This window comes from Actinomadura sp. ATCC 39365, from assembly GCF_054392275.1.
Genome location: NZ_CP184335.1, coordinates 7,371,944 through 7,394,186, shown reverse-complemented (window position 1 = coordinate 7,394,186; position 22,243 = coordinate 7,371,944). Strand labels below are relative to the sequence as shown.

Below are 22,243 nucleotides of genomic sequence, written 5' to 3'. Positions count from 1 at the left end.
ACGGGCGTACCTGGGCCTCAGCGGGTGTAGCGGTGCTTGGCCCCGGGCGGGAAGTACTCGGGGTCCCCGGCCTCGCGCAACCGGATGAACGGCATCTGCTGCGCCACCGGCACATAGTTCGCGAACTCGCTGTTCAGCCGCAGGAGCTGGGCCAGGATCGACGCGCCCACCGCCTGGGCGACCTCGTCGGTGGGCTTCTCGCCGGGCATCAGCTCCACCGTGACCGTCAGGTGCCGGTCGTGGTCGGCGTCCTCCGCCGCCTCCATCACGAACTTGCCCGTCACCGACCCGCTGACCTCCGGCTGCTCCAGCCCCACCGCGATGTTCTCCGGGTAGACGTTCGCGCCGTAGTAGGACAGCGTGAAATGGCTGCGGCCGAACACGTAGACGAACGGATGGCGTGGGCCGGCGACGTCCGTCCGGAAACCGTGCCGCTCGGCGAACCCCAGCATGCGCTCGTACGGGATCACCCCGCCCTCGTCGGCGATGTGGTACCGGATCAGAGGTACACCGTTGTCGCCGGAGAACAGCAGCGTGCCCTCGTGCTCCTCGAAGAAGCGCACCCGCGGGTCGTACTGCACCAAGGTCGGCAACCGGGACTCCCCGAACAGCTCCCTGGCCGTGTCCGGGCGGCCGGACAGGAAACGGCGCAGCTCGACCGAGAGCGGCGTCTCGTTGCCCAGCACCCCGGCGTCCGCGGTGCCGTACAGGGAGGCGATCCCGCGCACCGGGTCGGCGATCCCGGCCCGCTCGGCCACCAGCGTGCGCCACTCCTCGCTGAACACCTCGCCCGCCGTGACCAGCTTGACGTTCCAGTCGGCCCAGGGGAGCGGCTCGGTGTCGATGACGTTCTTCAGGAACGGCGGATAGCCCAGCAGGACCACCTGGTCGAAGTGCGGCGCCAGCTCCGGCAGCACCCGCGCGATCTCCCTGCGGTCGGTGCCCGGCGCGACGACGGTGATCGGGTAGCCGCGTTCGGCCAGGTGACGACAGCACTCGATGGTGAACAGGCCGCCGACCCAGGTGCCCAGGGCGAAACAGACCACGGCCAGCGTACGGCGTTCGCGGGCCCCGAAGGAGTCCCGGAAGACCTCCTCGAAGCGGGCGGCGATCACCCGCTCGTCCGCCACCGTACGCGGCCAGAACGACGGCGTCCCCGTCGATCCCGAGGACACGGCGATCATGTCCCCGATCACGCCGTCCCGGCAGAGGTCGGGAAGCGGGTGACGGCGGATGTAGGTGTCCTTGGACGTCATCGGCAGCCGGCTGAATTGCTCCAGACTGGTGACGCTCGCCGGCTCGACACCGTGCTCGGCCAGGAACGAACGGTAGGCGGGCACGGTGGCGGCCACCTGATGGAAGAGCTCAAGGGGATCCATGGGGTACGCGCGGCCGACCGCCCGCAGCCCTCAGCCCCGGACCGGCCCCCACGCCTCCTCCCTCCAAGAATTGATCGTCTCCAGCCCCCATGGTGACACCACCCCCCATCCCCGCCACCCCTCCCGACCCAGACCATCTCCACGCGCCGCGCCGATGCCGTATGAAGCGCCCTGTCCCTTAGGCCTGCCATTCGCCCTGTTCTGCGCAGAGCGTCTGCGTGCGTCGTGCCGGTGACGTGTGGAGCGTCCTGTCTTGTAGGGGGCGTTCGCCCTGTTCCGCTCAGGGGGTCTGCGTGCGTCGTGGCGGTGCCGTGTGGAGCGTCCTGTCCTGTAGGGGGCCATTCGCCCTGTGCCGCGCAGAGCGTCTCCGCCGCCGTGCCGGTGCAATGTGTAGCGCCCTGTCCCTAAGCGCGCTACACGCCCCGCCGCCCTCTACCCCGCGCTACCACTGCCGCTCCTGCCCCGCTGGCGTTCCGCGGACCTGTCCTACCGGCTGGCGTGCCGGGGATCTGTCTTACCCGCTGGCGTCCCTGGCCCCCTCGTGCCGCTGGCGTCCCTGGCCCCCTCGTGCCGCTGGCGGCGTCGTCCCCTATGCCTGTCGTACGCCCTGCGTGCCGTTCCCGTGCGCGCCGACCTGGTTCCCGCCGTACCGCGTACTTCCCATCCGGGGAGCGCCGCGCCCCAGGTGCTTGAGGGTTCGCTGTGCCCCTCGGCTACGCCGTTCCGCTGGCGTCTCGATGCCGTCCCCCTCGTCCTGCCGTGCCTCATGCCTGCCTGGTCGCTGCTGTACCGCTGTACGTCCCGTGGTTGTGAGTGCGGTGTTCCCGGGGGTTTCGGGGGCTGTGCCTCTCGGCTACGTCGGCCTCGTGGTGTCGCTCGTCCCGCAGCGAGCTTGTGCCCCCAGTTCCCTGTGCTTGGTCGCTGCTGTACCGCCGTACGTCCGTCCTGGTGAGCGCGGTGTCCCAGGGGCCTTCCGGTGGGCTGCGCCTCTTGGCTGCGCCGTCCCCGTGGTGTCCTCGTCCCGCCGTCTTCCTGCGCCTGCGGGACCTGGTCGTCGCCGTACCGCCGTACGCCCGTCCTGGTGAGCGTGGTGTGCCAGGGGTCTTCCGGCGGGCTGTGCCTCTTGGCTGCGCCGTCCTCGTGGTGTCCTCGTCCCGCCGTCTTCCTGCGCCTGCGGGACTTGGTCGTCGCCGTACCGCCGTACTTCTCGTCCCGGTGGGGGCGGCGTCCCAGGTGCTTGCAGGCTCGCCCTGTCCGGCGGCTACGCCGTCCCCAGAGATTCCCCGGAGCTTGGCGGCACCGTACTCGTACGCTGGGCTCTTGTGGCGTCGTCCTGTGGCGCTCGGTGCTGCCCCGGCCTTGTCTCCGCCTCTCTTGCCCCGGGGGCGGAGGGTTCGGGGGTGGGGTTACTCGCCGGGGCGGACGAGGCCGGTTTCGTAGGCGAAGACGATGGCCTGGGCGCGGTCGCGCAGCCCGAGTTTGGTCAGCACGCGGCCCACATGGGTCTTGACCGTCTGCTCGGCCACGAACAGCTTCTGGGCGATCTCCTGGTTGGACATGGCCTGGGCGACCAGGATGAGCACCTCCGTCTCGCGCTCGGTCAGCTCCTCCGGACGCCTCCCCGACGGCGGACGCGGACCGCCCAGCCGGGCGAACTCGTGGATCAGCCGCTTCGTGACGGCCGGCGCGATGAGCGCGTCGCCGGCGGCGACCACGCGGACGGCCTCGGCGAGCTGGGCCGCCGAGGCGTCCTTGAGCAGGAACCCGCTCGCCCCCGCCCGCAGCGCCTCGTAGACGTAGTCGTCGAGGTCGAACGTGGTCAGGATGAGCACCTTCGACGCCGGGCACGCCGCCAGCACCTCACGGGTCGCCTCCAGCCCGTTCATGACCGGCATGCGCACGTCCATCAGCACCACGTCGGGGCTCAGCGCGACGGCCCGCGTCACCGCCTCACGGCCGTCGGCCGCCTCGCCCACGACCTCGATGTCCGGCTGGCCGCTCAGGAACACGGTGAACCCCGTGCGGACCATCCCCTGGTCGTCGGCGATCAGCACGCGGATCACGCGGCGCCCTCCCTCTCCTCGATCTCCTCGATCGGCGACCCGATCGTCGATCTGGTTGCCGGCTCGACCTGCGGTTCCACCGGCAACGCGGCGCTCACCTGGTAGCCGCCGCCCCGCGTGGGCCCGGCGTCGAGCGTGCCGCCGAGCAGCGCCGCGCGTTCCCGCATGCCCACCAGCCCCTGCCCCGCGCCGGGCGCCGCCGCGGGGACCGGCCGGGGCCGTTGGCGACGCGCAGGCGCAGCGTGCCGGCGTCAGCGGTGATGTCCACGGCGACGCTCGACCCCGGCGCGTGCCGCATCGCGTTGCTGAGCGACTCCTGCACGATCCGGTACGCCGACAACCCCACCGCGGGCGACAGCCGCCCGACCGGCCGCCGGTCGACCGCCACGGTCAGCCCCGCGTTGCGGGCGTTGGCCACCAGCTCCTCCAGCCGGTCGAGGCCGGGCTGCGGCGCGGTGTCGGTACGGCCCTCGGGATCGCGCAGCACGCCGAGGACCTGGCGCAGCTCGTTGATGGCCTCCAGGGACAACGCGCGGATCTCGGCCAGCCCCGCCTCCAGCTGGGACGCGTCGCCCGCGGCCCTGAGCGGCACCGCCTCCGCCTGGATGGCGATCACCGACATGTGGTGGGCCACCACGTCGTGCAGCTCGCGGGCGATGCGGGCGCGCTCCTCCAGCACCGCCTGCGCGCCCTCGGCCTGCCGGGTGCGCCGCTCCTCCTCGATGAGCATGGCCGTGGCGTTGCGCCGGGCGCGCACGTTGTAGCCGAACAGCAGGACGACCACGGCCACGCCCGCCACCACCGGCGTCGAGTCGACGTCGACGGCCAGGCACACCAGGACCGTGAGGATCCCGGCCCCCAGCGTGATCCGCCGCTCGCAGCGCACGCCCACGGAATAGAGCGCCAGCAGGTACGCCACCCCCACCGCGACCGGGTAGGGCGCGTAGCCCTCGTCGCGCCCGATCGTGAGGTTGACGAAGACGGCGACGGGGGTCAGCACGGCCGCCGCCCGCCAGGCCGCCAGCGGCCACCGGTTGCGCAGCACCACGGGCAGGCCGGCGGCCAGGGCCCCGAGGACGACGACGCCGCCCCAGAGCGGCGCGGGATCGCCGGGCGTGGCGGCGGCCTGCTCGTTCCACTCCTGGGTCGTGGACAGCGTCACGCCGAACAGCTCCACGCCCAGCAGGAGCTCGGCGATCTGCAACAGGCTGAACGTCCTGACCGGGACCAGCGCCGCCAGCCATCCGGGCACCGGCATCCGCAGCCACCGGGAACGCGGCCGGGATGGGGGCTCGGCGCTGCCCGTCAGCAACGCGAGCGTGAAGGGCCGCAGCACGGCCAGCAAGGCCCGCCACAGCGCCACGGCGAACCGCCCGGCCGCTCCTCCGGACGACTCCGGACGGCCGGTGCGCGCATCGCCTTGGGAGGCGAGGGGCGCGGAGCGCCGGGCACGGTGATTCACCTGGTCAAGGATACGGAAGGGCGGGCGGCCGGGCGTCAGACCAAGGTCTGATCCTGATGTCACCCTCAGGTATCACTTACAACATTACGATCGCCGTGAGCGAACATCGGCAAGGTTGGGAACAACAGCGCGCTCCAATGAATTGAGTCGGTATAACTCAACCCTTTGGAGTTCGCATGAGTGAGAGCTTGATCCTCCCGGTCCTGCCGCTCGACGACGAGGTCGTCCTGCCGGGCATGGTGGTTCCGCTGGACCTGTCCGACTCCGAGGTGCGTGCTGCGATCGACGCGGCCCGCGCGTCCGGTGGTAACAAGCCGCGGGTCCTCCTCGTTCCCCGGATCGACGGCCGTTACGGCGCCGTCGGCGTGCAGGCCGTGATCGAGCAGGTCGGAAGGTTGCCCGGCGGTGAGCCCGCCGCCGTGGTCCGCGGTGTCAACCGCGTCCGCGTGGGCACCGGCACCACCGGCCCCGGCGCCGCACTGTGGGTCGAGGCCGACACGATCGACACGGTTCCGGCCGGCGAGCGCGCCCAGGAGCTGGCCAAGGAGTACAAGGCCCTGGCCACCACCATCCTGCAGAAGCGCGGCGCCTGGCAGGTCGTCGACCAGGTCAACCAGATCGACGACCCCTCGGTGCTGGCCGACAGCTCCGGCTACACCCCTTGGCTGACCACCGCCCAGAAGGTCGAGTTGCTGGAGGCCGCCGACCCGGCCGACCGCCTGGCCAGGCTCATCGAGTGGTCCCGCGAGCACCTCGCCGAGCTCGACGTCGCCGAGACGATCCGCAAGGACGTCCAGGAGGGCATGGAGAAGCAGCAGCGTGAGTTCCTGCTGCGCCAGCAGCTCGCCGCGGTCCGCAAGGAGCTGAAGGAGCTCAACGGCGACACCGCCGAGAGCGAGGAGGAGGACTACCGGGCCCGCGTCGACGCCGCCGACCTGCCGGAGAAGGTGCGCGAGGCCGCGCTCAAGGAGGTCGACAAGCTGGAGCGCACCTCCGACCAGTCCCCGGAGGGCGGCTGGATCCGCACCTGGCTCGACACGGTGCTCGACATCCCGTGGAACGAGCGTACCGAGGACAACTACGACATCGCGGGTGCGCGGGCCGTGCTCGACGCCGACCACACGGGCCTCGACGACGTCAAGGACCGCATCATCGAGCACCTGGCCGTGCGTAAGCGCCGCCAGGACAAGGGCGTCGGCGTGGTGGGCGGCCGGCGCAGCGGCGCCGTCCTGGCCCTCGCCGGGCCTCCCGGGGTCGGCAAGACGTCCCTGGGCGAGTCGGTGGCCCGCGCGATGGGCCGCAAGTTCGTCCGGGTCGCGCTCGGCGGCGTACGCGACGAGGCCGAGATCCGCGGCCACCGGCGCACCTACGTCGGCGCCCTGCCGGGCCGCGTCGTCCGGGCCATCCGCGAGGCCGGCTCGATGAACCCGGTCGTCCTGCTCGACGAGGTCGACAAGGTCGGCGCCGACTACCGCGGCGACCCCACGGCGGCGCTGCTGGAGGTCCTCGACCCGGCCCAGAACCACACCTTCCGCGACCACTACCTCGAGGTCGAGCTCGACCTGTCCGACGTGCTGTTCCTGGCCACGGCCAACGTGCTGGAGGCCATCCCCGGCCCGCTGCTCGACCGCATGGAGGTCGTCACCCTCGACGGCTACACCGAGGACGAGAAGGTCGCCATTGCCCGCGACCACCTGCTGCCCAGGCAGCTGGAGCTCGCCGGGCTGACCTCCGAGGAGGTCAAGGTCGACGACGGCGCGCTGCGGCGGCTGGCCGGCGAGTACACCCGCGAGGCGGGGGTGCGCTCGCTGGAGCGGGCGGTCGCCAGGATCCTGCGCAAGGTGGCGGCCAAGGACGAGCTGCCCGTCACGGTCGGCCCGGACGACCTGGTCGGCTACATCGGCAGGCCGCGGTTCGTGCCGGAGTCGTCGCTGCCCGAGTCCACCCAGCGCACCTCCGTGCCGGGCGTGGCCACGGGCCTGGCGGTGACCGGGGCCGGCGGCGACGTGCTCTACGTGGAGGCGTCGCTGGCCGACCCGGAGACCGGCGAGACCGGCCTGACCCTGACCGGCCAGCTCGGCGACGTGATGAAGGAGTCGGCCCGGATCGCGCTGTCCTACCTGCGCTCGCACGGCGCGGAGCTGGAGCTGCCGGTCACCGCGCTGAAGGACCGCTCGGTCCACGTGCACTTCCCCGCGGGCGCCGTCCCCAAGGACGGTCCCTCGGCGGGCGTGACGCTGACGACCGCGCTGGCCTCGCTCCTGTCGGGCCGCCAGGTCCGCGCCGACGTGGCCATGACCGGTGAGATCTCGCTGACCGGGCGGGTCCTGCCGATCGGCGGCGTCAAGCAGAAGCTGCTGGCCGCCCACCGGGCGGGCATCACCACGGTGCTCATCCCGGCCCGCAACGAGCCCGACCTGGACGACGTGCCCGCGGAGGTGCGCAACGAGCTGACCATCCACGCGGTCAGCGACGTGCGCGAGGTCCTCGACATCGCGCTGACGCCGGCCGAGGTCGCCTCCACGGTCGCGGCCTGACCCGCGCCCGGCACCGCCCCGCCGCACCCGGCCTTCCGGGCGCGGCGGGGCGGCTTCGTGTACGAGGGTTTGAACGAACCGGCATACGGGGGCCGGAACGAACCGGCGTACAGGGGTCTGAACAAACCGGCGTGCCAGGCCCGCGCCGGGGTCAGCCGGTGAGCAGCAGCGCCTCCAGCTCCTCCAGCAGCGCCACGACCCGGGCCGCGCGCTCGGGGTCGTCGCCCACCGCCGCGCGCACCGCCTCCTCCACCGGCCTGGCCGCCCGGCGGTGGACCGCGGCCAGCGCCGGCTCGGTCAGCGTGACCAGGGTGCGCCGGCCGTCGGCGGGGTCGGGCTCGGTCCTGACGAGGCCGCGCTCGCGCATCCGGGCCACCGAGGCCGACACGTGGCTCTGGACGAAGCCCGTCCTGGCCTGGATCTCGCCGACGGTGCCGCCCGGGTGGCGCAGCACGTCCTCGAAGACGGCCTCCTCGCCGGGGGTGAGGGGCGGGCCCTTGGTCTCGCCGGCCGCCGTCTTCGACAGCTCCACCAGCCGCCGTCCGAGCCTTCGCAGTCGTGCCACGTTCATGGTGGCCGATTGTATCGCTGGAGATGTATCGTCAGCGATATGAATGGGGTGGCGAGGACGGCGGTGGGCGCGGCCTGGTTACGGGCGCGCGAGAGTGAGCGGCCCGACCGGCTGTTCGAGGACCCGTACGCGGGCGCCTTCGTGGCGGCGGCGGACGCCGGGCCGCCGGATGCCGGGCGGGGGAGCGGCGCGGGTGATCTCTTCAGCGACCACCTGGTGTTCAGGACCAGGTTCTTCGACGACCACCTGAGCGATTCCGGCTGCGACCAGGTCGTCCTGCTGGCCGCCGGGCTCGACGCCCGCGCCTTCCGGCTCGACTGGCCGCCGGGCGTGCGGCTGTTCGAGCTCGACCTGCCCGAGCTGCTGGCGTTCAAGGACGGCGTGCTGCGCGGGCTGGCCGCGACGGCAAGGTGCGAGCGCGTCCCGGTGCCGGTGGACCTGCGCGAGGACTGGCCGGGCAGCCTGCGCGCGGCCGGGTTCGACCCGGCGCGGCCGACGGCCTGGCTGATCGAGGGCCTGCTGATCTACCTGAGCCCGGCCGAGGCCGGGCGGCTCCTCGACGGCGTCCGCGCGCTGTCGGCGGCGGGCAGCAGGCTCGCCTTCGAGTACGACCCGGCCGCGGCCGCCCTGCTCGCCGAGCGGGCGCGCACGATGCCCGAACTGCGGCGGATCGCCACGCTCTGGAAGGGCGGCCCGGGAGAGGACGCCGTCGCCCGGCTCACGGCCCGCGGCTGGCGGGTGCGTACGGTCGATGCCTCCACCCTCGCCACCCGGTACGGCCGCCCCGCCCCCCGCGGCGGATTCCTCACCGCGGTGCTGAGTGACGCAGATCACCACAATTCCCCGGAATAGGAGTATGTAAAGACGGCGTTAGCACCGGCGTGAACGAGGCATACGCGAACGACCACCGCGCCCACCGGGACGCCATGTGTTGTCGCATGCGTATGGGGCGAATGCCGGCCCGTTAGAGACCAGATCCCGCCCGTTCTCCTCGAAGGTCACCATGATCCACACTTTCTGCTTCGTGCTGCGCAGGCTGAGTCACCTGCCGTTCCCTCCGGGCAGCCACTAGATCCCACCGCTCCGACGGTGATGTTCGTGTAAGGAAGCGGCCCGCCACCGGCCGCTCTCAGTCGTGGGGAAATTTCGTGATCCAGGCTTCCGGCCTGCGCAAGCAGTACGGCAAGACCGTCGCGCTCGACGGCGTCGACCTGCATGTGCGCGAGGGCGAGATCTACGGCGTGCTCGGCCAGAGCGGCGCCGGCAAGAGCACGCTGCTGCGCTGCGTCAACCTGCTCGAACGCCCCACCGCGGGCACGGTCACCGTCGCCGGGCAGGACCTGACCGCCCTGCCCGGCCGCGAGCTCAACCGCGCCAGGCAGCGCATCGGCATGATCCACCAGCACTTCGCGCTGCTGTCCTCGCGCACGGTGGCCGGCAACGTCGCCTTCCCGCTGGAGGTCATGGGCGTGCCCAGGGCCGAACGGCAGCGGCGCGTGGCCGAGCTGCTCGACCTCGTCGGCCTCCAGGGACGTGGCGGCGACCGCCCCCACCAGCTCTCCGGCGGCCAGAAGCAGCGCGTCGGCATCGCCAGGGCGCTGGCGGGCAACCCGTCGGTGCTGCTGTCGGACGAGGCCACCTCCGCGCTGGACCCGGCCACCACCCAGTCGATCCTGGCCCTGCTCAAGCGGCTCAACGCCGAGCTGGGCCTGACGATCCTGCTCATCACCCACGAGATGAACGTCGTCAAGAGCGTCTGCGACTCGGTCGCCATCATGACCGGAGGCCGCATCGAGGAGTCGGGGGCGATCGCCGACCTCATCAGGACCCCCGGATCCCGCCTGACCAGGGAGATCTTCCCGCTGCCCGAGCCCGCTCCGGCCGGTTCCGTCACGCTCACCTTCACCGGCGACCCGGGCCGGCCGCTGGTCTCGGAGATGGCGCGCAAGTTCGACGTGGACGTCAACATCCTCGGCGGCTCGATCGAGGACCTGGCCGGCGGCTCGGTCGGCCGCCTGCGCGTGGCGCTGACCGGCGCGGAGTCGTCCTCGGCGCTGTCGTTCCTGCGGGAGTCGGGGCTGCTCGTCGAAGTCGCGGGGGAGGCCGCATGACCTGGGAAGAGATCGCGCCGCTGCTGTGGCCGGCCACGTGGGAGACCGCCCAGATGGTGGGGTGGGCCACGCTGTTCACCGTGCTGTTCGGGCTGCCGCTCGGCGTGGCGCTGGTGGCCTTCGACCGGGACGGGCTGCGCCCGCTGCCGGCGCTGAAGTCCGTGCTGGGGATCGTCGTCAACATCGGGCGGTCGCTGCCGTTCATCGTGCTGATGATCGCCATCATCCCGTTCACCCGGCTCGTCATCGGGACCACGATCGGCACCGCGGCCGTGGTGGTGCCGCTGACCGTGGGGGCCGTGCCGTTCTTCGCCCGGCTGGTAGAGACGGCGCTGCGCGAGGTCGGCACCGACGTCGTCCAGGCCGCGCAGGCCATGGGGGCCGGCCGGACCGCCATCGTGCGCAAGGTCCTGCTGCCCGAGGCGCTGCCGGGCCTGGTGTCGGGGCTGACCGTCACGATCGTCGCGCTCATCGGGTACTCGGCCATGGCGGGCACCGTCGGCGGCGGCGGGCTCGGCGACCTGGCCGTGCGCTACGGCTACCAGCGGTTCGAGACGCTCGTGATGATCGTGACCGTCGTCCTGCTCATCGTCATCGTGCAAATTCTGCAGAGTCTGGGCGACTGGGTCGCTCGGCGCATTTCACATAAGTAAGGGAAAAATCATGAAGATTCGCTCGATATTGGGTGCTGCTGCGCTGTCCCTGTTGCTCGCCGCATGCGGTACGTCGCAGTCCGCGACCACCACTCCCGCCGCCGAGTCGGCCGACACGGTGCTGAAGGTGGGCGCGAGCCCCGTCCCGCACGGTGAGATCCTGAAGTTCGTCAAGGACAACCTGGCCCCGGCCGCCGGGCTGAAGCTGGAGATCGTCGAGTTCACCGACTACGTCCAGCCGAACGTGCAGCTCGACGAGGGCCAGCTGAACGCCAACTTCTTCCAGCACAAGCCCTACCTGGACGACTTCAACTCCTCCAAGGGCACCAAGCTGAGCTTCGTCACCCCGGTGCACCTGGAGCCGCTCGGCCTGTACTCCAAGAAGATCACCTCGCTGTCGGCGCTGGCGGACGGGGCCACCGTGGCCGTCCCCAACGACGCCACGAACCTCGGCCGCTCGCTCAAGCTGCTCGCCGACAACGGTCTGGTCAAGCTCAAGGACGGCGCGGGCACCGCGGCCACCGAGCGCGACGTCACGGACAACCCCAAGAAGCTGCAGTTCAAGCCCCTTGAGGCGGCCCAGCTCCCGCGCTCGCTCGACGACGTGGACGCCGCGGTGATCAACGGCAACTACGCCATCGAGGCCGGGCTCAAGCCCGCGAGCCAGGCGCTGGTGCTGGAGAAGACCGAGGGCAACCCGTACGTCAACGGGCTCGTCGTCCAGGCCGGCCACGAGAAGGACGCCAACATCGTCACCCTCGGCAAGCTGCTCCAGGACCCGAAGGTCAAGGACTTCATCAAGCAGAAGTACGAGGGCTCGGTGATCCCCGCCGAGTGACCCCGGCGTCGATCGACGCCGAAGCCGCGGCCCTCCATCCGGGGAGCCGCGGCTTCGGCGCGCCCTAGCGCCGCCGCCGAGCGACCGAATACTGTTCTAATATGTACCCGGGAGCCATCGCAGCCGTCACCCCCGACAAGCCCGCTGTGATCATGGCGGGCTCCGGGCTGGTCCTCACCTACCGCGAGCTCGAAGAGGAGTCCAACCGCCTGGCCCACGCCTTCCGCGCGGCCGGGCTCAAGCCCGGCGACCACGTCGCCTTCATGCTCGCCAACCACCCGCTCTTCCTGGCCATCGCCTGGGCCGCGCACCGCGCCGGCCTGTACTACACGCCGATCAGCTCCCGCCTGCAGACCGACGAACTCGCCTACATCGTGGACAACTGCGGCGCCCGGGTCTTCATCTCCAGCGCGAACCTGTCCGAGGTGGCCACCTCGATCACCGACGCCACGCCGCGCGTGGAGCTGCGGCTCATGCTCGACGGCGTCGCCGAGGGCTTCGCCTCCTACGAGGAGACGGTGGCCGGCTGCCCGGTCACCCCGATCGCCGACGAGTGCCAGGGCGCCGACATGCTCTACTCCTCGGGCACGACCGGCCGTCCGAAGGGCGTCAAGGTGGCCGCCTCGCTGGCGCCGCTGGCCGAGTCGAACACGCTGGTCCGGCTCATCCAGGCGCTGTTCGCGCCGTCGGCCGACAGCGTCTACCTCTCGCCCGCGCCGCTGTACCACGCCGCGCCGCTGCGCTACTGCCTGTCCTTCCAGCGGCTCGGCGCCACGGTGGTGGTGATGGAACGCTTCGACCCCGAGGAGTACCTGCGGCTGGTCGAACGGTACGGGGTGACGCACTCGCAGCTCGTGCCGACGATGTTCATCAAGATGCTGAAACTGCCGGAAGAGACCCGGAAGAAGTACGACCTGTCGTCGCTGGTCTGCGCCATCCACGCGGCCGCGCCGTGTCCCGTGCCGGTCAAGGAGCAGATGATCTCCTGGTGGGGGCCGGTGATCCACGAGTACTACGCGGGCACCGAGGGCAACGGCTTCCTCTACGTCGGCTCCCAGGACTGGCTGGAGCACAAGGGCACGGTCGGCCGCTCGCTGCTCGGCGTCGTGCACATCTGCGACGAGGAGGGCGAGGACCTGCCGCCGGGCGAGCACGGCACGGTCTACTTCGAGAACGGCGCCCGCTTCGAGTACCACGGCGACCCCGACAAGACCCGCTCGGCGCAGGACCCGAAGGGCCGGGGCTGGACCACCCTCGGCGACATCGGCTACCTCGACGCCGACGGTTTCCTGTACCTCACGGACCGCCGCTCGTACATGATCATCTCGGGTGGGGTGAACATCTACCCGCAGGAGGCCGAGAACGTGCTGGCGGTCCATCCCAAGGTGGCCGACGTGGCCGTGTTCGGCGTACCGGACGAGGAGATGGGGGAGCAGGTCAAGGCCGTGGTCCAGGCGATGACGGCGGCGGAGGCGGGGCCGGCGCTGGAGGCGGAGCTGATCGCGTACTGCCGGGAGCACCTGGCCCACTACAAGTGCCCGAAGTCGGTCGACTTCCGTGACGAGCTCCCGCGCCACCCGACCGGCAAACTCTACAAACGCCTCCTGAGGGACGAATACTGGCCCGCCCGCACCTGACCAATCGATGGGGGAGGCTTGGTGGTGCCCCCGGCCCTGCCGCGGGCCGGGGGCGGACGTGCCGGCCCCTCACCGAGCTGGACGGGAGACGAGCATGACCAATATCGGAGTGCCCGAGATCCTCGCTCTTCTGGTGATCCTCGCCCTCGGGGCGTTGATCTTAGGAGGCATCGTGTTCGTGGCGGTGAGGCTCGCCAACCGCGGCCGGCGGCAGCCCCGGCGCGGGACGCCTCCTCGACAACGCGGCTCTGGCCGCCTAGGGTGCGGGGCATGACGGACCGCTCGGCCGTGGGCCGGTGTGAGTGCGGGGCGGCCGCCGGACCGCTGGGCACCTGCGCGGACTACTACCACGCCGTCCTGTCCGAGGAGCAGGCCGATCCCGGCATGTACAGGTGGCACGCGCTGGTGGTCTGCGCGTACTTCCTGCAGCATCCGTCCGGGGCGCACCCGAAGTACCTCGACGGCCAGTTCCGCCAGTTGCAGCTCTGCCTGGACCGGGGCCTGGACGCGCTGCTTCGCGTGGGAGCCCGCCAGGTGGCCGGGAACAGGCACGGGAGGCGGCCGGTCCACGACCTGGAGCCGTTGTCGGCGTACGCGCCGCTCCCGCCGGGTGGGCCGCCCCGGCACTTCCGCGCCACCTTCCGCGACCTCCCGTTCCGGGACGGCAGCTTCGTGTCCGACGGTCATCCGGCCTACGGCCACCGCATCGAGACGATCGCCGAAGCCACGGTGGAGTCCTGGAGATCCCTCCAGACCTGACCCCGTACCGGGCGGAGGCCGTGACGCCCGTTAACGGATCGTGGACCCGATCGCTGTCGGATCTTGATCTCGGGATGGCAGCCTCTCGACCCGTGACCTCTTCAGCAGGCGAGCACGCCGACGACCGTGTCCCCGTCCAAGTCCCTGTGCTGAAGGCGTCCGACGGGGGCGACGGCGACCCCGCCTCGGCGGTACGGACGACCGGCACCGTCGCCATCTGCCTGGGCCTGGCGCTGGCGGTGCTCACCATCGTCAGGCCGTGGCAGGACGAGCCCACCGCGTGGCTGCTCGTCTATCTGGTGATCGCCCTGGGCGGCTTCGCCCTGCGCATCGAAGCGGCCGTCCGCGCCCGCCGCTGACCGGACCTGCCGGTGTACGAAGACCGCGGAGAACCCCAGAATGGGGTCATGCGCCAGGAGATCGACCGGAGCAGGCTCAAGGTCACCAGCAGGAGGCAGATCGCGGAGTTACGGGCTCGGCGGGCTCGCGAGCGGGAGTGGCGTGAGGTGCGCAGGATGGCGCGCCTGTACCGGAAGATCCGTTTCGTCGCGATGATGATGATCATCCCCGTCGCCATGCTGGTAGGAGCCCTGCGGGCACTCGGCGTCATCCCGCCGCTGCATCCGTGAGGGGGCGCTCAAGCGGTGCTCTGTCGGTTCCGGCTCAGCCGCTCCCGCGGGTTGGCGGTCCGTGGTCGCGAGGCAAGTGGTTTGTAGATTCTTTTCTCCTTTTGGGCAGATAAGTCCGGCCCGTGAGCAGCGCAGATAAGGTGTGAGTGAGTCGTCTCACAGAGTTCCGATCAGCGCCTTAACCAGCTCTTACGCCCCTCTTGGCACCCTTGAGCCATAGGGACTTGAGGGAGATGACAGATGAACGCGAACGAGCCTCGCGAGCAGGGCACCGGTGGGTGGAGCCAGTTCGGCGCCACCCCGCCGGCCGCCGGGGGCTTCCCCCGGCGGGACACGATCGTCATGGAGCAGCCGCCTCCTCCTCCGCCGTCCACCCCCGTCAAGGCGCGGCTCAACGCCGGGCAGAAGGCCGTCGCCGGGCTCGCGCTCGCCGCGATGGCCATCGGCGGCGGTGTCGTGGGAGCCGCCGTCGCGACCGCGTTCCAGCCCGAGCCGCAGCAGGTGGTCAGCGCGCCGAGCCCGGTGCTCAGGGCCGCCTCCAACCAGCTGTCCACCGCTGAGGTGGCCGAGCGGGTGCAGCCGTCGGTGGTCATGATCCAGGGGCAGACGGGCGAGGGGTCGGGGGTCGTGCTCTCCGAGGACGGCCTCATCCTCACCAACAACCACGTGGTCGTCGGCGCCTCGCAGGGCGGGGGTCAGATGACGGTCAAGTTCAGTGACGGGAAGACGGCCAAGGCCAAGGTCGTGGGCACCGACCCGGCCACCGACCTCGCGGTCATCAAGGCCGAGGACGTCTCGGGGCTGACCAAAGCCACGCTGGGCGACAGCGACCAGCTCAAGGTCGGCGACGACGTGCTGGCCATCGGCAGCCCTCTCGGCCTGGACGGGTCGGTCAGCAGGGGCATCGTCAGCGCCCTGAACCGTACGCTCAAGCTGGGCGGCGAGCAGCGTCAGCAGCTTCCCCCGGTTTCGGCGGCGAGCAGCAGCAGAGCCCGGTGGAGGGCACCACCATCGGCGACGTCATCCAGACCGACGCCGCGATCAACCCCGGCAACTCCGGCGGCGCGCTGGTGAACGCGGCGGGCGCGCTCGTCGGCATCAACACCGCCATCGCCTCCGACGCGGCCGGCGGCGGCGTCGGCTTCGCGATCCCGGTCAACACCGCCAAGCAGGTCGCCGAGCAGCTCATCAAGAGCGGCAAGGTCAGCCACGCCTTCCTCGGCGTGAGCGTCACCGACGCCACCGGCGACGTGCCAGGCGCGCTGATCCGGCAGGTGACCGCGGACAGCCCGGCGGCCAAGGCCGGGCTGCAGGAGGGCGACCTGATCACCAAGATTGGGGACACACCTGTTGACTCAGGCGATACGGTTGTTGGACAGGTCAGAGGTTTCAAACCGGGCCAACAGGTCAAGATCACATATATGAGGGACGGTCGGTCCGCGGAGGCCACCGTCACCCTCCAAGAGAAGAAGTAAACACAAGGACCCCCTCCCGGAGACGGGTGTGCCGTTGAGATCGCTGCGGACTCGGCGGCACACCCCCCATCAGGCGAAACGCCGGCCCTCGTCGCGGCGGTAGGCCCACGTCGCGGCGGCCGCCGCGATCACCGTCCAGACGCCCAGCATGATCAGCGCGATCCCGTCCGGGCGGGCCCCCGAGATGGCCGCCCAGATCAGCTCGGCCGCGCCCCTGGACGGAACGTACGGCGAGACGGCCTCCACGATGTCCGGCAGGATCTGCGGCGGCAGGATCAGTCCGCCCACGATGGCCACGGGGAAGAAGACGATCTGCGCCACCGCGAGCGCCGCCTTCGACGGCAGCGTCAGGCCGAGGAACAGGCCGATCAGCATGAACGGCACCCCTCCGGCGACCAGCGCGGCCAGCCCCAGGGCCAGCCGGACCGGCGTGATGACCGCCTCGGTCAGCAGGGCCGCGACCACCAGCACCGGCACCACCGACAGCAGCATGAGGACCACCGTCGAGACCATCCGCCCGGCCAGGCGCGGAAACGGTCCGGCCGGCAGCGTGCGGGTGTAGGGGTCCCAGGGCTGCTCGCGATCCTGCGAGACCGACGCGCTGAGCCCGATCACCGCCGAGGACATGGCGCCGAAGAACATCAGCGCCCCCGTCGCCGACGTCGCCGCCGCCGGGTCGCCGCCCGCGAACGGCACCACGAACGCCAGCATCGAGATGGCCGGGAACATGGAGCTGGCCAGGATCCCGATGGGCACCCTGAACTGCTCGACGAGCTGCAACCGGGTGTGGGCCACGATCAGGCTAGACATGCGCGCTCTCCTTGGGGGGCGAGGTCGAGGTGATGGTGAGGAAGGCCTCCTCCAGCGTGGTCGGCCTGACCTCCAGCCCCGAGAACGGGGTGCCGCTGCGCACCAGCTCGACCACCAGCCGGTCGGGGTCGGTGGTCAGCAGGCTGACGCGGCCGTCCTGGCGTTCGGTGCTGAGCACGCCGGGCAGCTCGGGCAGGTCCTCGGCGTCGAGCGAGACGCGCCGCACCCCCACCATGTCGCGCACGGCCCGTACGGTGTCGTCGGCCAGGACCCGTCCCTGGCCGACGACGACCACGCGCTCGGCCAGCGCCTCGATCTCCTCCAGGTAGTGGCTGGTCAGGACGACCGTGCCGCCTTCGGCGTGGAAGGCCTGGATGCCGTCCCAGAGGGTGCGCCTGGCCTCGACGTCGAGGCCGGTCGTCGGCTCGTCCAGGAACACCAGGCGCGGGCGGCCGGCGAAGGCCAGCGCCACGGCCAGGCGCCGCTTCTGCCCGCCGGACAGCCCGCCCACCTGCCGCTTGACCAGGTCGCTCAGGCCGAAGCGGTCGAGCAGTTCGTCCTTGCCGAGCGCGTCGGGGAAGTGGGCGCGCACGAAGTCGGTGATCTCGCCGACCCGCAGCGACTCGGGCAGGCCGGTCTCCTGCGGGGTGACGCCGATGCCCCGGCGCGTCACGGGGTCCTGGGGCGAGCCGCCGAACAGCTCGACCGTGCCCGAGGTCGGGCGGCGCAGCCCGACGAACAGGTTGATCAGGGTGGACTTGCCCGCGCCGTTCGGGCCGAGCAGGCCGACCAGCTCGCCCGCCCGGATGTCGAGCGAGACGCGGTCGAGCGCGAGCACGTCCCCGTAGCGGCGGGTGACCTCCACCGTTCTGGCCAGGGCCGTCATGGGGTTCCTCCAGCGTTGTCGAGCAAGGCGCGGATCGCCTTGGTGTAGTCCTCGAAGGCCAGCCGTCCGCGCTGGGTGAGCGCGACGTACGTGACGGGGGTGCGGCCCTTGTGGGTCTTGGTGATGCGGACGTAGCCGGCGTCCTCCAGCTTGGTCAGGTGCACCGAGAGGTTGCCGGCCGTCATCCCGAGCAGGTCCTTCAGCGAGGGGAACGCGATCTCGTCGCGCCCGCCGAGGGTGTTGAGCGTGGCGACCACCCGCAGCCTGGCCTGCGCGTGGATCACCGGGTCGAGCTCGGGGACGGCCCCGTCGGGGCTCACATCCGCCGCCGCAGCACGACGCCGGCCGCGATGTAGCCGCCGCCGGTCAGCACGGCCGTCAGCAGCGCGTGCCAGCCGGCGCCGAGCATGACGCCCACCCCGTTGACGACCGCCGTCCACACGCCGACGAAGAACATCGGCCAGTACGTCCAGATCGCGCCGCCGGCCATGTAGAGCAGCGCGACGAGCATCATGAATCCGCCGCCCCACAGCAGGCCGCTCTCGGTGGCGGGGAGCTGGGGGCTGAAGCGGATGGCGAGCACCGTCATGGAGAGCAGACCGGCCATCCAGGCGTAGCCGTACATCATGCCCTTGGCCGAGGTCTCGCCGCGGACCTGCGCCCCCATCTTCACCATGCCGAAGATCGCGATCGCCCCGGCCAGCGACATGCCCGCGAACAGCACCGTGACCGCCTGCGGGTGGGAGATCGGCGCGTAGGGGACGCCGTCGAGGCCGTAGTGCAGGAACAGCGCCGTGAAGCCGAGCAGCCAGGCCACGCCCCAGGGCACGTAGAGCAGCACCGGGTCGCCGTGCAGGCGCCGGACCGTGGCGGTGCGCTGCTGCTCGATCAGCCGCAGCGTCTCCTCGGGAGTGCGCGCTCGATCGTCGTCCACCATGCCAACTCCTCTTACCTGCAAACAGGTTTGCATCATAAACCTGATGGCGACGCAAACTCAACACGAGGGCGAAAGGATCGGCTAGCGCCTGGTCAGCGCCTCGGACTCCCACAGGTCGCGGTAGTAGCCGGGCACCGCCACCAGCTCGTCGTGCCGCCCGCGCTGGACGACGCGGCCCTCGTCGAGCACCACGACCTCGTCCACCGACTCCAGGCCCTTGAGCCGGTGGGTCACCAGCACGGTGGTGCGGTCGCGGATGACGTCCAGCAGGTCGGCCATCAGGCGGTCGGCGGTCTCCTCGTCGAGCGCCTCGGCGGGCTCGTCCAGCAGCAGCACGGGCGGGTCGTACAGCAGCGCCCTGGCCAGGGCCAGGCGCTGGAGCTGGCCGCCGGAGACGGTCCTGCCGTCCTCGCCGAGCTCGGCGTCCCAGCCGGTGCGCTCGACCCACGGGCCGAGCCTGGCCTCCCGCACGGCCGCCGCCAGCCGCTCGTCGCCGGCGTCCGGCCCGGCCAGGCGCAGGTTGTCGCGCAGGGTGGTGCGGAAGATGTACGGGTCCTGGGTGAGGCCGGTCATCAGCGTGCGGACGTCGTCGCCGGACAGGTCGCGAAGGTCGGTCCCGTTGACACGCACGCTTCCCGACTCGGGCTCGGCCAGCCGCATCAGCGCGGCCAGCAGCGTGCTCTTGCCCGCGCCGCTCGGGCCCACGATCGCCACCCGGCGGCCGGGGGTCAGGCGCAGCGAGACGCCGTCGAGGGCGGGCCTGGCGGCGCCGGGGTGGCGGACGACGAGGTCGTCGACCTCGACCGTCAGGGGAGCCGACGGCACGGGCGCGGGCGCGGCGGGCTCGGCGACGGCCGGCGCCGCGGCGCGGACCTCGCGCAGCCGCCGGATCGCGGCGGTGATCCCGGCCATGCGCTCGCCCGCCGCCGCCAGCGGCAGCACCGGCTCGAACGACACCAGCGCGGTCAGCGCGAGCACCGCCGTGGCGACGGAGCCGGCGCCCGCCCCCTGGGCGAGCAGCACGATGGCGGCCACCGTCAGCCCCTGGGCCAGCGTGCCGACCGCCAGGGCGGCGGCGTGCACGCGCGACTGGCGGCGCTCCAGCGCGGCCAGCGCCTCGTCGGCGGCCAGCGCGCCGGACAGCGCCCGCTCGCCCGCGCCGTAGGCGGCCAGGTCGGCCGAACCGTGCACGAGGTCGGCCACGCGGGCCGCCAGCGCGGCCCTGGCCGGGGCGATCCGGGCCGACCAGCGGCGCGCGGCGGCGGCGGTCGCGGCGGGCAGCAGCACGCCCGCCACCACGAGCCCGGCCACCAGCACCAGCGCGGTCAGCGGCAGCACGAACAGCCCGATGGCGACCGCGGCCAGCCCGGTCAGCAGCGCGGCGGCGGCCGGGAGCAGCGCGCGGACCAGCAGGTCCTGGACGGCCTCGGTGTCGTCCACCATGCGGCTGAGCAGGTCGGCGCCGCCGTGGCGGGGGCGCTGGGGCGGGACGAGCGCCTGGTACAGCCGTTCGCGGGTGCCGGCCTGGGCGCGCAGGGCCACGTCGTGGCCGGTGAGCCGTTCGGCGTAGCGGAAGACGCCCTTGCCGGTCGCGAACGCCCTGGTCGCCACGATGGCCACGGACAGCGCGGCCAGGGACGGCTGCTGCGCCGCCCGGGTGATCAGCCAGGCGGCGGCCGCGATCAGCCCCAGCCCGGCCAGGTCGGCGGCCGCCCCGGCCAGCACGGCCCAGGCCAGCCGGGTGCCCATGCGCCGGTTCATCGCGTGCTCCCCTCGGGAAGGGAGGCCACGCTCTGCGGCTCCCGGTGACCGTCGCCGTCGTGGCCGCCGTCCGGACGGGCCGGCCGGTCGCGGGTGGTGTCGGAGACGACGCGGCCCTCGTGCACCCGCACGATCCGGTCGGCGAGGTCGATCATCGCCGGCCGATGGGCGACGATGACGGCGGTGCGCCCCCGCGCCAGCTGCGCGGTGGCGGCCACGACGGCGGCCTCGCTGCGGCCGTCGAGACGGGCGGTGGGCTCGTCGAGCAGCAGCGCCGTGGCGTCCGGGCGGCAGAAGCCCCGGGCCAGCGCCACACGCTGCCGCTGGCCGGCCGACAGGTTCGCGCCGCGCTCGCCGACCACGGTGTCGAACCCCTGGGGCAGGTCGTCCACAAAGTCGGCGTGCGCGGCGGCGGCCGCCCGCCGGACCTCCGCCGGCGTGGCGCCGGGCGCGCCGAGCCGGATGTTGTCGGCCACGGAGGTGGTGAACAGGTGGGGCCGCTGCGGCACGTACGCCAGGGCCGCCCGCCAGCTGTCCAGGTCCAGCTCGCGCAGGTCGGCGCCGTCGACCAGGACGCGCCCCTCGGACGGGCGCAGGAAGCCCAGGACCAGGTGGAGCAGCGTGCTCTTGCCGCCGCCGCTCTCGCCGACCAGCGCCACCCGCTCGCCGGGCGCGATGGTGAGCGTCACGTTCTCCAGGGCGGGTTCGTCCCTGCCGGGGTAGCGGACGGTCACGTTCTCCAGGCGGATCTCCGGCGCGCCGTGCCCGTCGTACGGGCGGGCCGGGCCGGGCGGGTCGCCGGCGGCCTCGTCAAGGACGGCGAAGGCCGCGTCGGCGGCGGCCACCCCCTCCATCGAGGCGTGGAAGCGGGTCCCCATGGCCCGCAGCGGCAGGTACGCCTCCGGCGCCAGCAGCAGCACCAGCAGCGCCGTCGTCAGGTCCAGCGAGCCGCCGAGCAGCCGCAGCCCGATCGGGACCGCCACCAGCGCCAGCGACAGCGACGCGCACAGCTCCAGCACCAGCGACGACAGGAACGCCACCCGCAACGTGCGCATGGTCGCGCTCCGGTGTGCGTCGGCGACCTGCCGGATGACCGTCGCCTGGTAGCGGGCCCGCCCGAAGGCGCGCAGCGTGGGCAGCCCGCGCACCACGTCGAGGAAGTGCCCGCCGAGCCGCGACAGGGCGTGGAACTGCCGCTCGGTGACCGCCTTGGTCGTCATGCCGACCAGCGCGCCGAAGACCGGGATCAGCGGCAGCGTGACCAGGACGATCACCGCGCTGCCCAGGTCGGCGGTGAACAGCCGGACCAGCACGGCCACCGGCACCACGGCCGCCACCGCGATCGAGGGCAGGTAGCCGGTCAGGTAGGCGTCGAGGCCGTCCAGGCCCCGGCCGGTCAGCGTGACCAGCTCGCCCGACCGGTGGCCGGTCAGCCTGGACGGGCCCAGCTCGCCCAGGCGGGCCAGCAGCCGGTGGCGCAGCGCGGACTTCACGCCCGTCGCGGTGCGCCCGGCGAAGACGCCCTGCGTCCAGGCCAGCAGCGCCCGTACGCCCACGACGGCGGCGAGCGCCCCCAGCGCGGCGGCGGTGAACCGGCCCGACAGCACGCCGGCCAGCAGCTCGGCCTGCGCGAGCACGAGCAGCCCGGCCAGCACGGCCGCGACCATGGTGACGGTCAGGTGGCGGCGCACCGAGCGCTCGGCCCGCATGAGCCGCAGAAGATCCTTGTGCACGT

At 72.1% G+C, this 22,243-nt stretch carries 21 protein-coding genes; 11 read left to right on the top strand and 10 right to left on the bottom strand.

Translation table 11 applies throughout. The annotated features are described in order from the left end of the window. Positions 1 to 17: 17 nt before the first annotated feature. From ACNF49_RS36050 to ACNF49_RS36040, 3 genes are all read right to left on the bottom strand, one after another. Positions 18 to 1,379 carry a phenylacetate--CoA ligase family protein gene (locus tag ACNF49_RS36050; protein ID WP_482940374.1) on the bottom strand — a complete coding sequence of 454 codons (1,362 nt, stop codon included), beginning with the start codon at positions 1,377 to 1,379 and terminating at the stop codon, positions 18 to 20. A gap of 1,406 nt (positions 1,380 to 2,785) precedes the next feature. Continuing rightward, the gene (locus ACNF49_RS36045; RefSeq protein ID WP_357969048.1) at positions 2,786 to 3,442 is read right to left on the bottom strand and encodes a response regulator; all 657 of its coding nucleotides are present in this window, start codon (positions 3,440 to 3,442) and stop codon (positions 2,786 to 2,788) included. A 94-nt stretch (positions 3,443 to 3,536) separates the two neighbouring features. Then, the gene (locus ACNF49_RS36040) at positions 3,537 to 4,904 is read right to left on the bottom strand and encodes a sensor histidine kinase (RefSeq protein ID WP_482940373.1); all 1,368 of its coding nucleotides are present in this window, start codon (positions 4,902 to 4,904) and stop codon (positions 3,537 to 3,539) included. A gap of 176 nt (positions 4,905 to 5,080) precedes the next feature. Between ACNF49_RS36040 and lon the strand changes: the two genes are divergently transcribed. After that, positions 5,081 to 7,441: an endopeptidase La gene (gene lon / locus ACNF49_RS36035; RefSeq protein ID WP_482940372.1), complete on the top strand. Its 2,361-nt coding sequence runs from the start codon at positions 5,081 to 5,083 to the stop codon at positions 7,439 to 7,441. Positions 7,442 to 7,592: 151 nt separating this feature from the next. On the opposite strand, the gene ACNF49_RS36030 is transcribed toward lon, so the two are convergent. Continuing rightward, positions 7,593 to 8,012 carry a MarR family winged helix-turn-helix transcriptional regulator gene (locus ACNF49_RS36030; RefSeq protein WP_482940371.1) on the bottom strand — a complete coding sequence of 140 codons (420 nt, stop codon included), beginning with the start codon at positions 8,010 to 8,012 and terminating at the stop codon, positions 7,593 to 7,595. A gap of 39 nt (positions 8,013 to 8,051) precedes the next feature. On the opposite strand from ACNF49_RS36030, the gene ACNF49_RS36025 reads away from it, so the two are divergent. The 10 genes from ACNF49_RS36025 (at position 8,052) to ACNF49_RS35980 (ending at position 16,114) form a co-directional block, all read left to right on the top strand. Next, on the top strand, positions 8,052 to 8,864 hold the full coding sequence (locus ACNF49_RS36025; protein WP_482940370.1) for an SAM-dependent methyltransferase: 813 nt from the start codon (positions 8,052 to 8,054) through the stop codon (positions 8,862 to 8,864). Positions 8,865 to 9,160: 296 nt separating this feature from the next. Continuing rightward, the gene (locus ACNF49_RS36020) at positions 9,161 to 10,123 is read left to right on the top strand and encodes a methionine ABC transporter ATP-binding protein (protein WP_482940369.1); all 963 of its coding nucleotides are present in this window, start codon (positions 9,161 to 9,163) and stop codon (positions 10,121 to 10,123) included. Then, the gene (locus ACNF49_RS36015) at positions 10,120 to 10,776 is read left to right on the top strand and encodes a methionine ABC transporter permease (protein WP_357969063.1); all 657 of its coding nucleotides are present in this window, start codon (positions 10,120 to 10,122) and stop codon (positions 10,774 to 10,776) included. The genes ACNF49_RS36020 and ACNF49_RS36015 overlap by 4 nt, the downstream gene beginning before the upstream one ends. Before the next feature lie 10 nt (positions 10,777 to 10,786). Then, on the top strand, positions 10,787 to 11,614 hold the full coding sequence (locus ACNF49_RS36010; RefSeq protein ID WP_357969065.1) for a MetQ/NlpA family ABC transporter substrate-binding protein: 828 nt from the start codon (positions 10,787 to 10,789) through the stop codon (positions 11,612 to 11,614). 101 nt (positions 11,615 to 11,715) lie between these two features. Further along, on the top strand, positions 11,716 to 13,251 hold the full coding sequence (locus ACNF49_RS36005) for an AMP-binding protein (RefSeq protein WP_482940368.1): 1,536 nt from the start codon (positions 11,716 to 11,718) through the stop codon (positions 13,249 to 13,251). A 270-nt stretch (positions 13,252 to 13,521) separates the two neighbouring features. After that, positions 13,522 to 14,010, top strand: a complete 489-nt coding sequence (locus ACNF49_RS36000) for a DUF5946 family protein (protein WP_482940367.1) — start codon at positions 13,522 to 13,524, stop codon at positions 14,008 to 14,010. Positions 14,011 to 14,102: 92 nt separating this feature from the next. Beyond that, complete coding sequence (locus ACNF49_RS35995; protein ID WP_482940366.1) at positions 14,103 to 14,369, top strand: hypothetical protein; 267 nt, start codon at positions 14,103 to 14,105, stop codon at positions 14,367 to 14,369. Between the two features lie 48 nt (positions 14,370 to 14,417). After that, positions 14,418 to 14,639 (top strand): hypothetical protein, encoded by a 222-nt coding sequence (locus ACNF49_RS35990; protein ID WP_482940365.1) that lies wholly within the window; start codon positions 14,418 to 14,420, stop codon positions 14,637 to 14,639. A 240-nt stretch (positions 14,640 to 14,879) separates the two neighbouring features. After that, positions 14,880 to 15,713 (top strand): S1C family serine protease, encoded by an 834-nt coding sequence (locus ACNF49_RS35985; protein WP_482940364.1) that lies wholly within the window; start codon positions 14,880 to 14,882, stop codon positions 15,711 to 15,713. Next, the gene (locus ACNF49_RS35980) at positions 15,635 to 16,114 is read left to right on the top strand and encodes a S1C family serine protease (protein WP_482940363.1); all 480 of its coding nucleotides are present in this window, start codon (positions 15,635 to 15,637) and stop codon (positions 16,112 to 16,114) included. Before ACNF49_RS35985 ends, ACNF49_RS35980 begins: the two co-directional genes overlap by 79 nt. A 69-nt stretch (positions 16,115 to 16,183) precedes the next feature. Here the strand turns inward: ACNF49_RS35980 and ACNF49_RS35975 are convergent, their stop codons facing one another. The 6 genes from ACNF49_RS35975 to cydD form a co-directional block, all read right to left on the bottom strand. Continuing rightward, a complete protein-coding gene (locus tag ACNF49_RS35975) occupies positions 16,184 to 16,924 on the bottom strand; it encodes an ABC transporter permease (RefSeq protein ID WP_357969079.1) in 741 nt (246 codons plus the stop codon). After that, complete coding sequence (locus ACNF49_RS35970) at positions 16,917 to 17,810, bottom strand: ABC transporter ATP-binding protein (RefSeq protein ID WP_357969082.1); 894 nt, start codon at positions 17,808 to 17,810, stop codon at positions 16,917 to 16,919. Before ACNF49_RS35970 ends, ACNF49_RS35975 begins: the two co-directional genes overlap by 8 nt. Next, on the bottom strand, positions 17,807 to 18,130 hold the full coding sequence (locus ACNF49_RS35965; RefSeq protein ID WP_352328377.1) for a winged helix-turn-helix domain-containing protein: 324 nt from the start codon (positions 18,128 to 18,130) through the stop codon (positions 17,807 to 17,809). The genes ACNF49_RS35970 and ACNF49_RS35965 overlap by 4 nt, the downstream gene beginning before the upstream one ends. Beyond that, positions 18,127 to 18,747 carry a hypothetical protein gene (locus ACNF49_RS35960; protein ID WP_482940362.1) on the bottom strand — a complete coding sequence of 207 codons (621 nt, stop codon included), beginning with the start codon at positions 18,745 to 18,747 and terminating at the stop codon, positions 18,127 to 18,129. The genes ACNF49_RS35965 and ACNF49_RS35960 overlap by 4 nt, the downstream gene beginning before the upstream one ends. An 81-nt stretch (positions 18,748 to 18,828) precedes the next feature. Then, positions 18,829 to 20,508: a thiol reductant ABC exporter subunit CydC gene (gene cydC / locus ACNF49_RS35955; protein WP_482940361.1), complete on the bottom strand. Its 1,680-nt coding sequence runs from the start codon at positions 20,506 to 20,508 to the stop codon at positions 18,829 to 18,831. Continuing rightward, the gene (gene cydD / locus ACNF49_RS35950) at positions 20,505 to 22,241 is read right to left on the bottom strand and encodes a thiol reductant ABC exporter subunit CydD (protein WP_482940360.1); all 1,737 of its coding nucleotides are present in this window, start codon (positions 22,239 to 22,241) and stop codon (positions 20,505 to 20,507) included. Before cydD ends, cydC begins: the two co-directional genes overlap by 4 nt. Between the last annotated feature and the right edge of the window lie 2 nt (positions 22,242 to 22,243).

Bases quoted from the DNA above. Each gene is read 5' to 3' on its own strand.
- ACNF49_RS36010 (WP_357969065.1), top strand. From the start codon at position 10,787: ATGAAGATTCGCTCGATATTGGGTGCTGCTGCGCTGTCCCTGTTGCTC.
- ACNF49_RS35985 (WP_482940364.1), top strand. From the start codon at position 14,880: ATGAACGCGAACGAGCCTCGCGAGCAGGGCACCGGTGGGTGGAGCCAG.
- ACNF49_RS36015 (WP_357969063.1), top strand. From the start codon at position 10,120: ATGACCTGGGAAGAGATCGCGCCGCTGCTGTGGCCGGCCACGTGGGAG.
- ACNF49_RS35990 (WP_482940365.1), top strand. From the start codon at position 14,418: ATGCGCCAGGAGATCGACCGGAGCAGGCTCAAGGTCACCAGCAGGAGG.
- ACNF49_RS35960 (WP_482940362.1), bottom strand. From the start codon at position 18,747: ATGGTGGACGACGATCGAGCGCGCACTCCCGAGGAGACGCTGCGGCTG.
- ACNF49_RS36030 (WP_482940371.1), bottom strand. From the start codon at position 8,012: ATGAACGTGGCACGACTGCGAAGGCTCGGACGGCGGCTGGTGGAGCTG.
- ACNF49_RS36005 (WP_482940368.1), top strand. From the start codon at position 11,716: ATGTACCCGGGAGCCATCGCAGCCGTCACCCCCGACAAGCCCGCTGTG.
- ACNF49_RS36025 (WP_482940370.1), top strand. From the start codon at position 8,052: ATGAATGGGGTGGCGAGGACGGCGGTGGGCGCGGCCTGGTTACGGGCG.
- ACNF49_RS36000 (WP_482940367.1), top strand. From the start codon at position 13,522: ATGACGGACCGCTCGGCCGTGGGCCGGTGTGAGTGCGGGGCGGCCGCC.
- ACNF49_RS35970 (WP_357969082.1), bottom strand. From the start codon at position 17,810: ATGACGGCCCTGGCCAGAACGGTGGAGGTCACCCGCCGCTACGGGGAC.
- ACNF49_RS36050 (WP_482940374.1), bottom strand. From the start codon at position 1,379: ATGGATCCCCTTGAGCTCTTCCATCAGGTGGCCGCCACCGTGCCCGCC.
- cydC (WP_482940361.1), bottom strand. From the start codon at position 20,508: ATGAACCGGCGCATGGGCACCCGGCTGGCCTGGGCCGTGCTGGCCGGG.
- ACNF49_RS35975 (WP_357969079.1), bottom strand. From the start codon at position 16,924: ATGTCTAGCCTGATCGTGGCCCACACCCGGTTGCAGCTCGTCGAGCAG.
- lon (WP_482940372.1), top strand. From the start codon at position 5,081: ATGAGTGAGAGCTTGATCCTCCCGGTCCTGCCGCTCGACGACGAGGTC.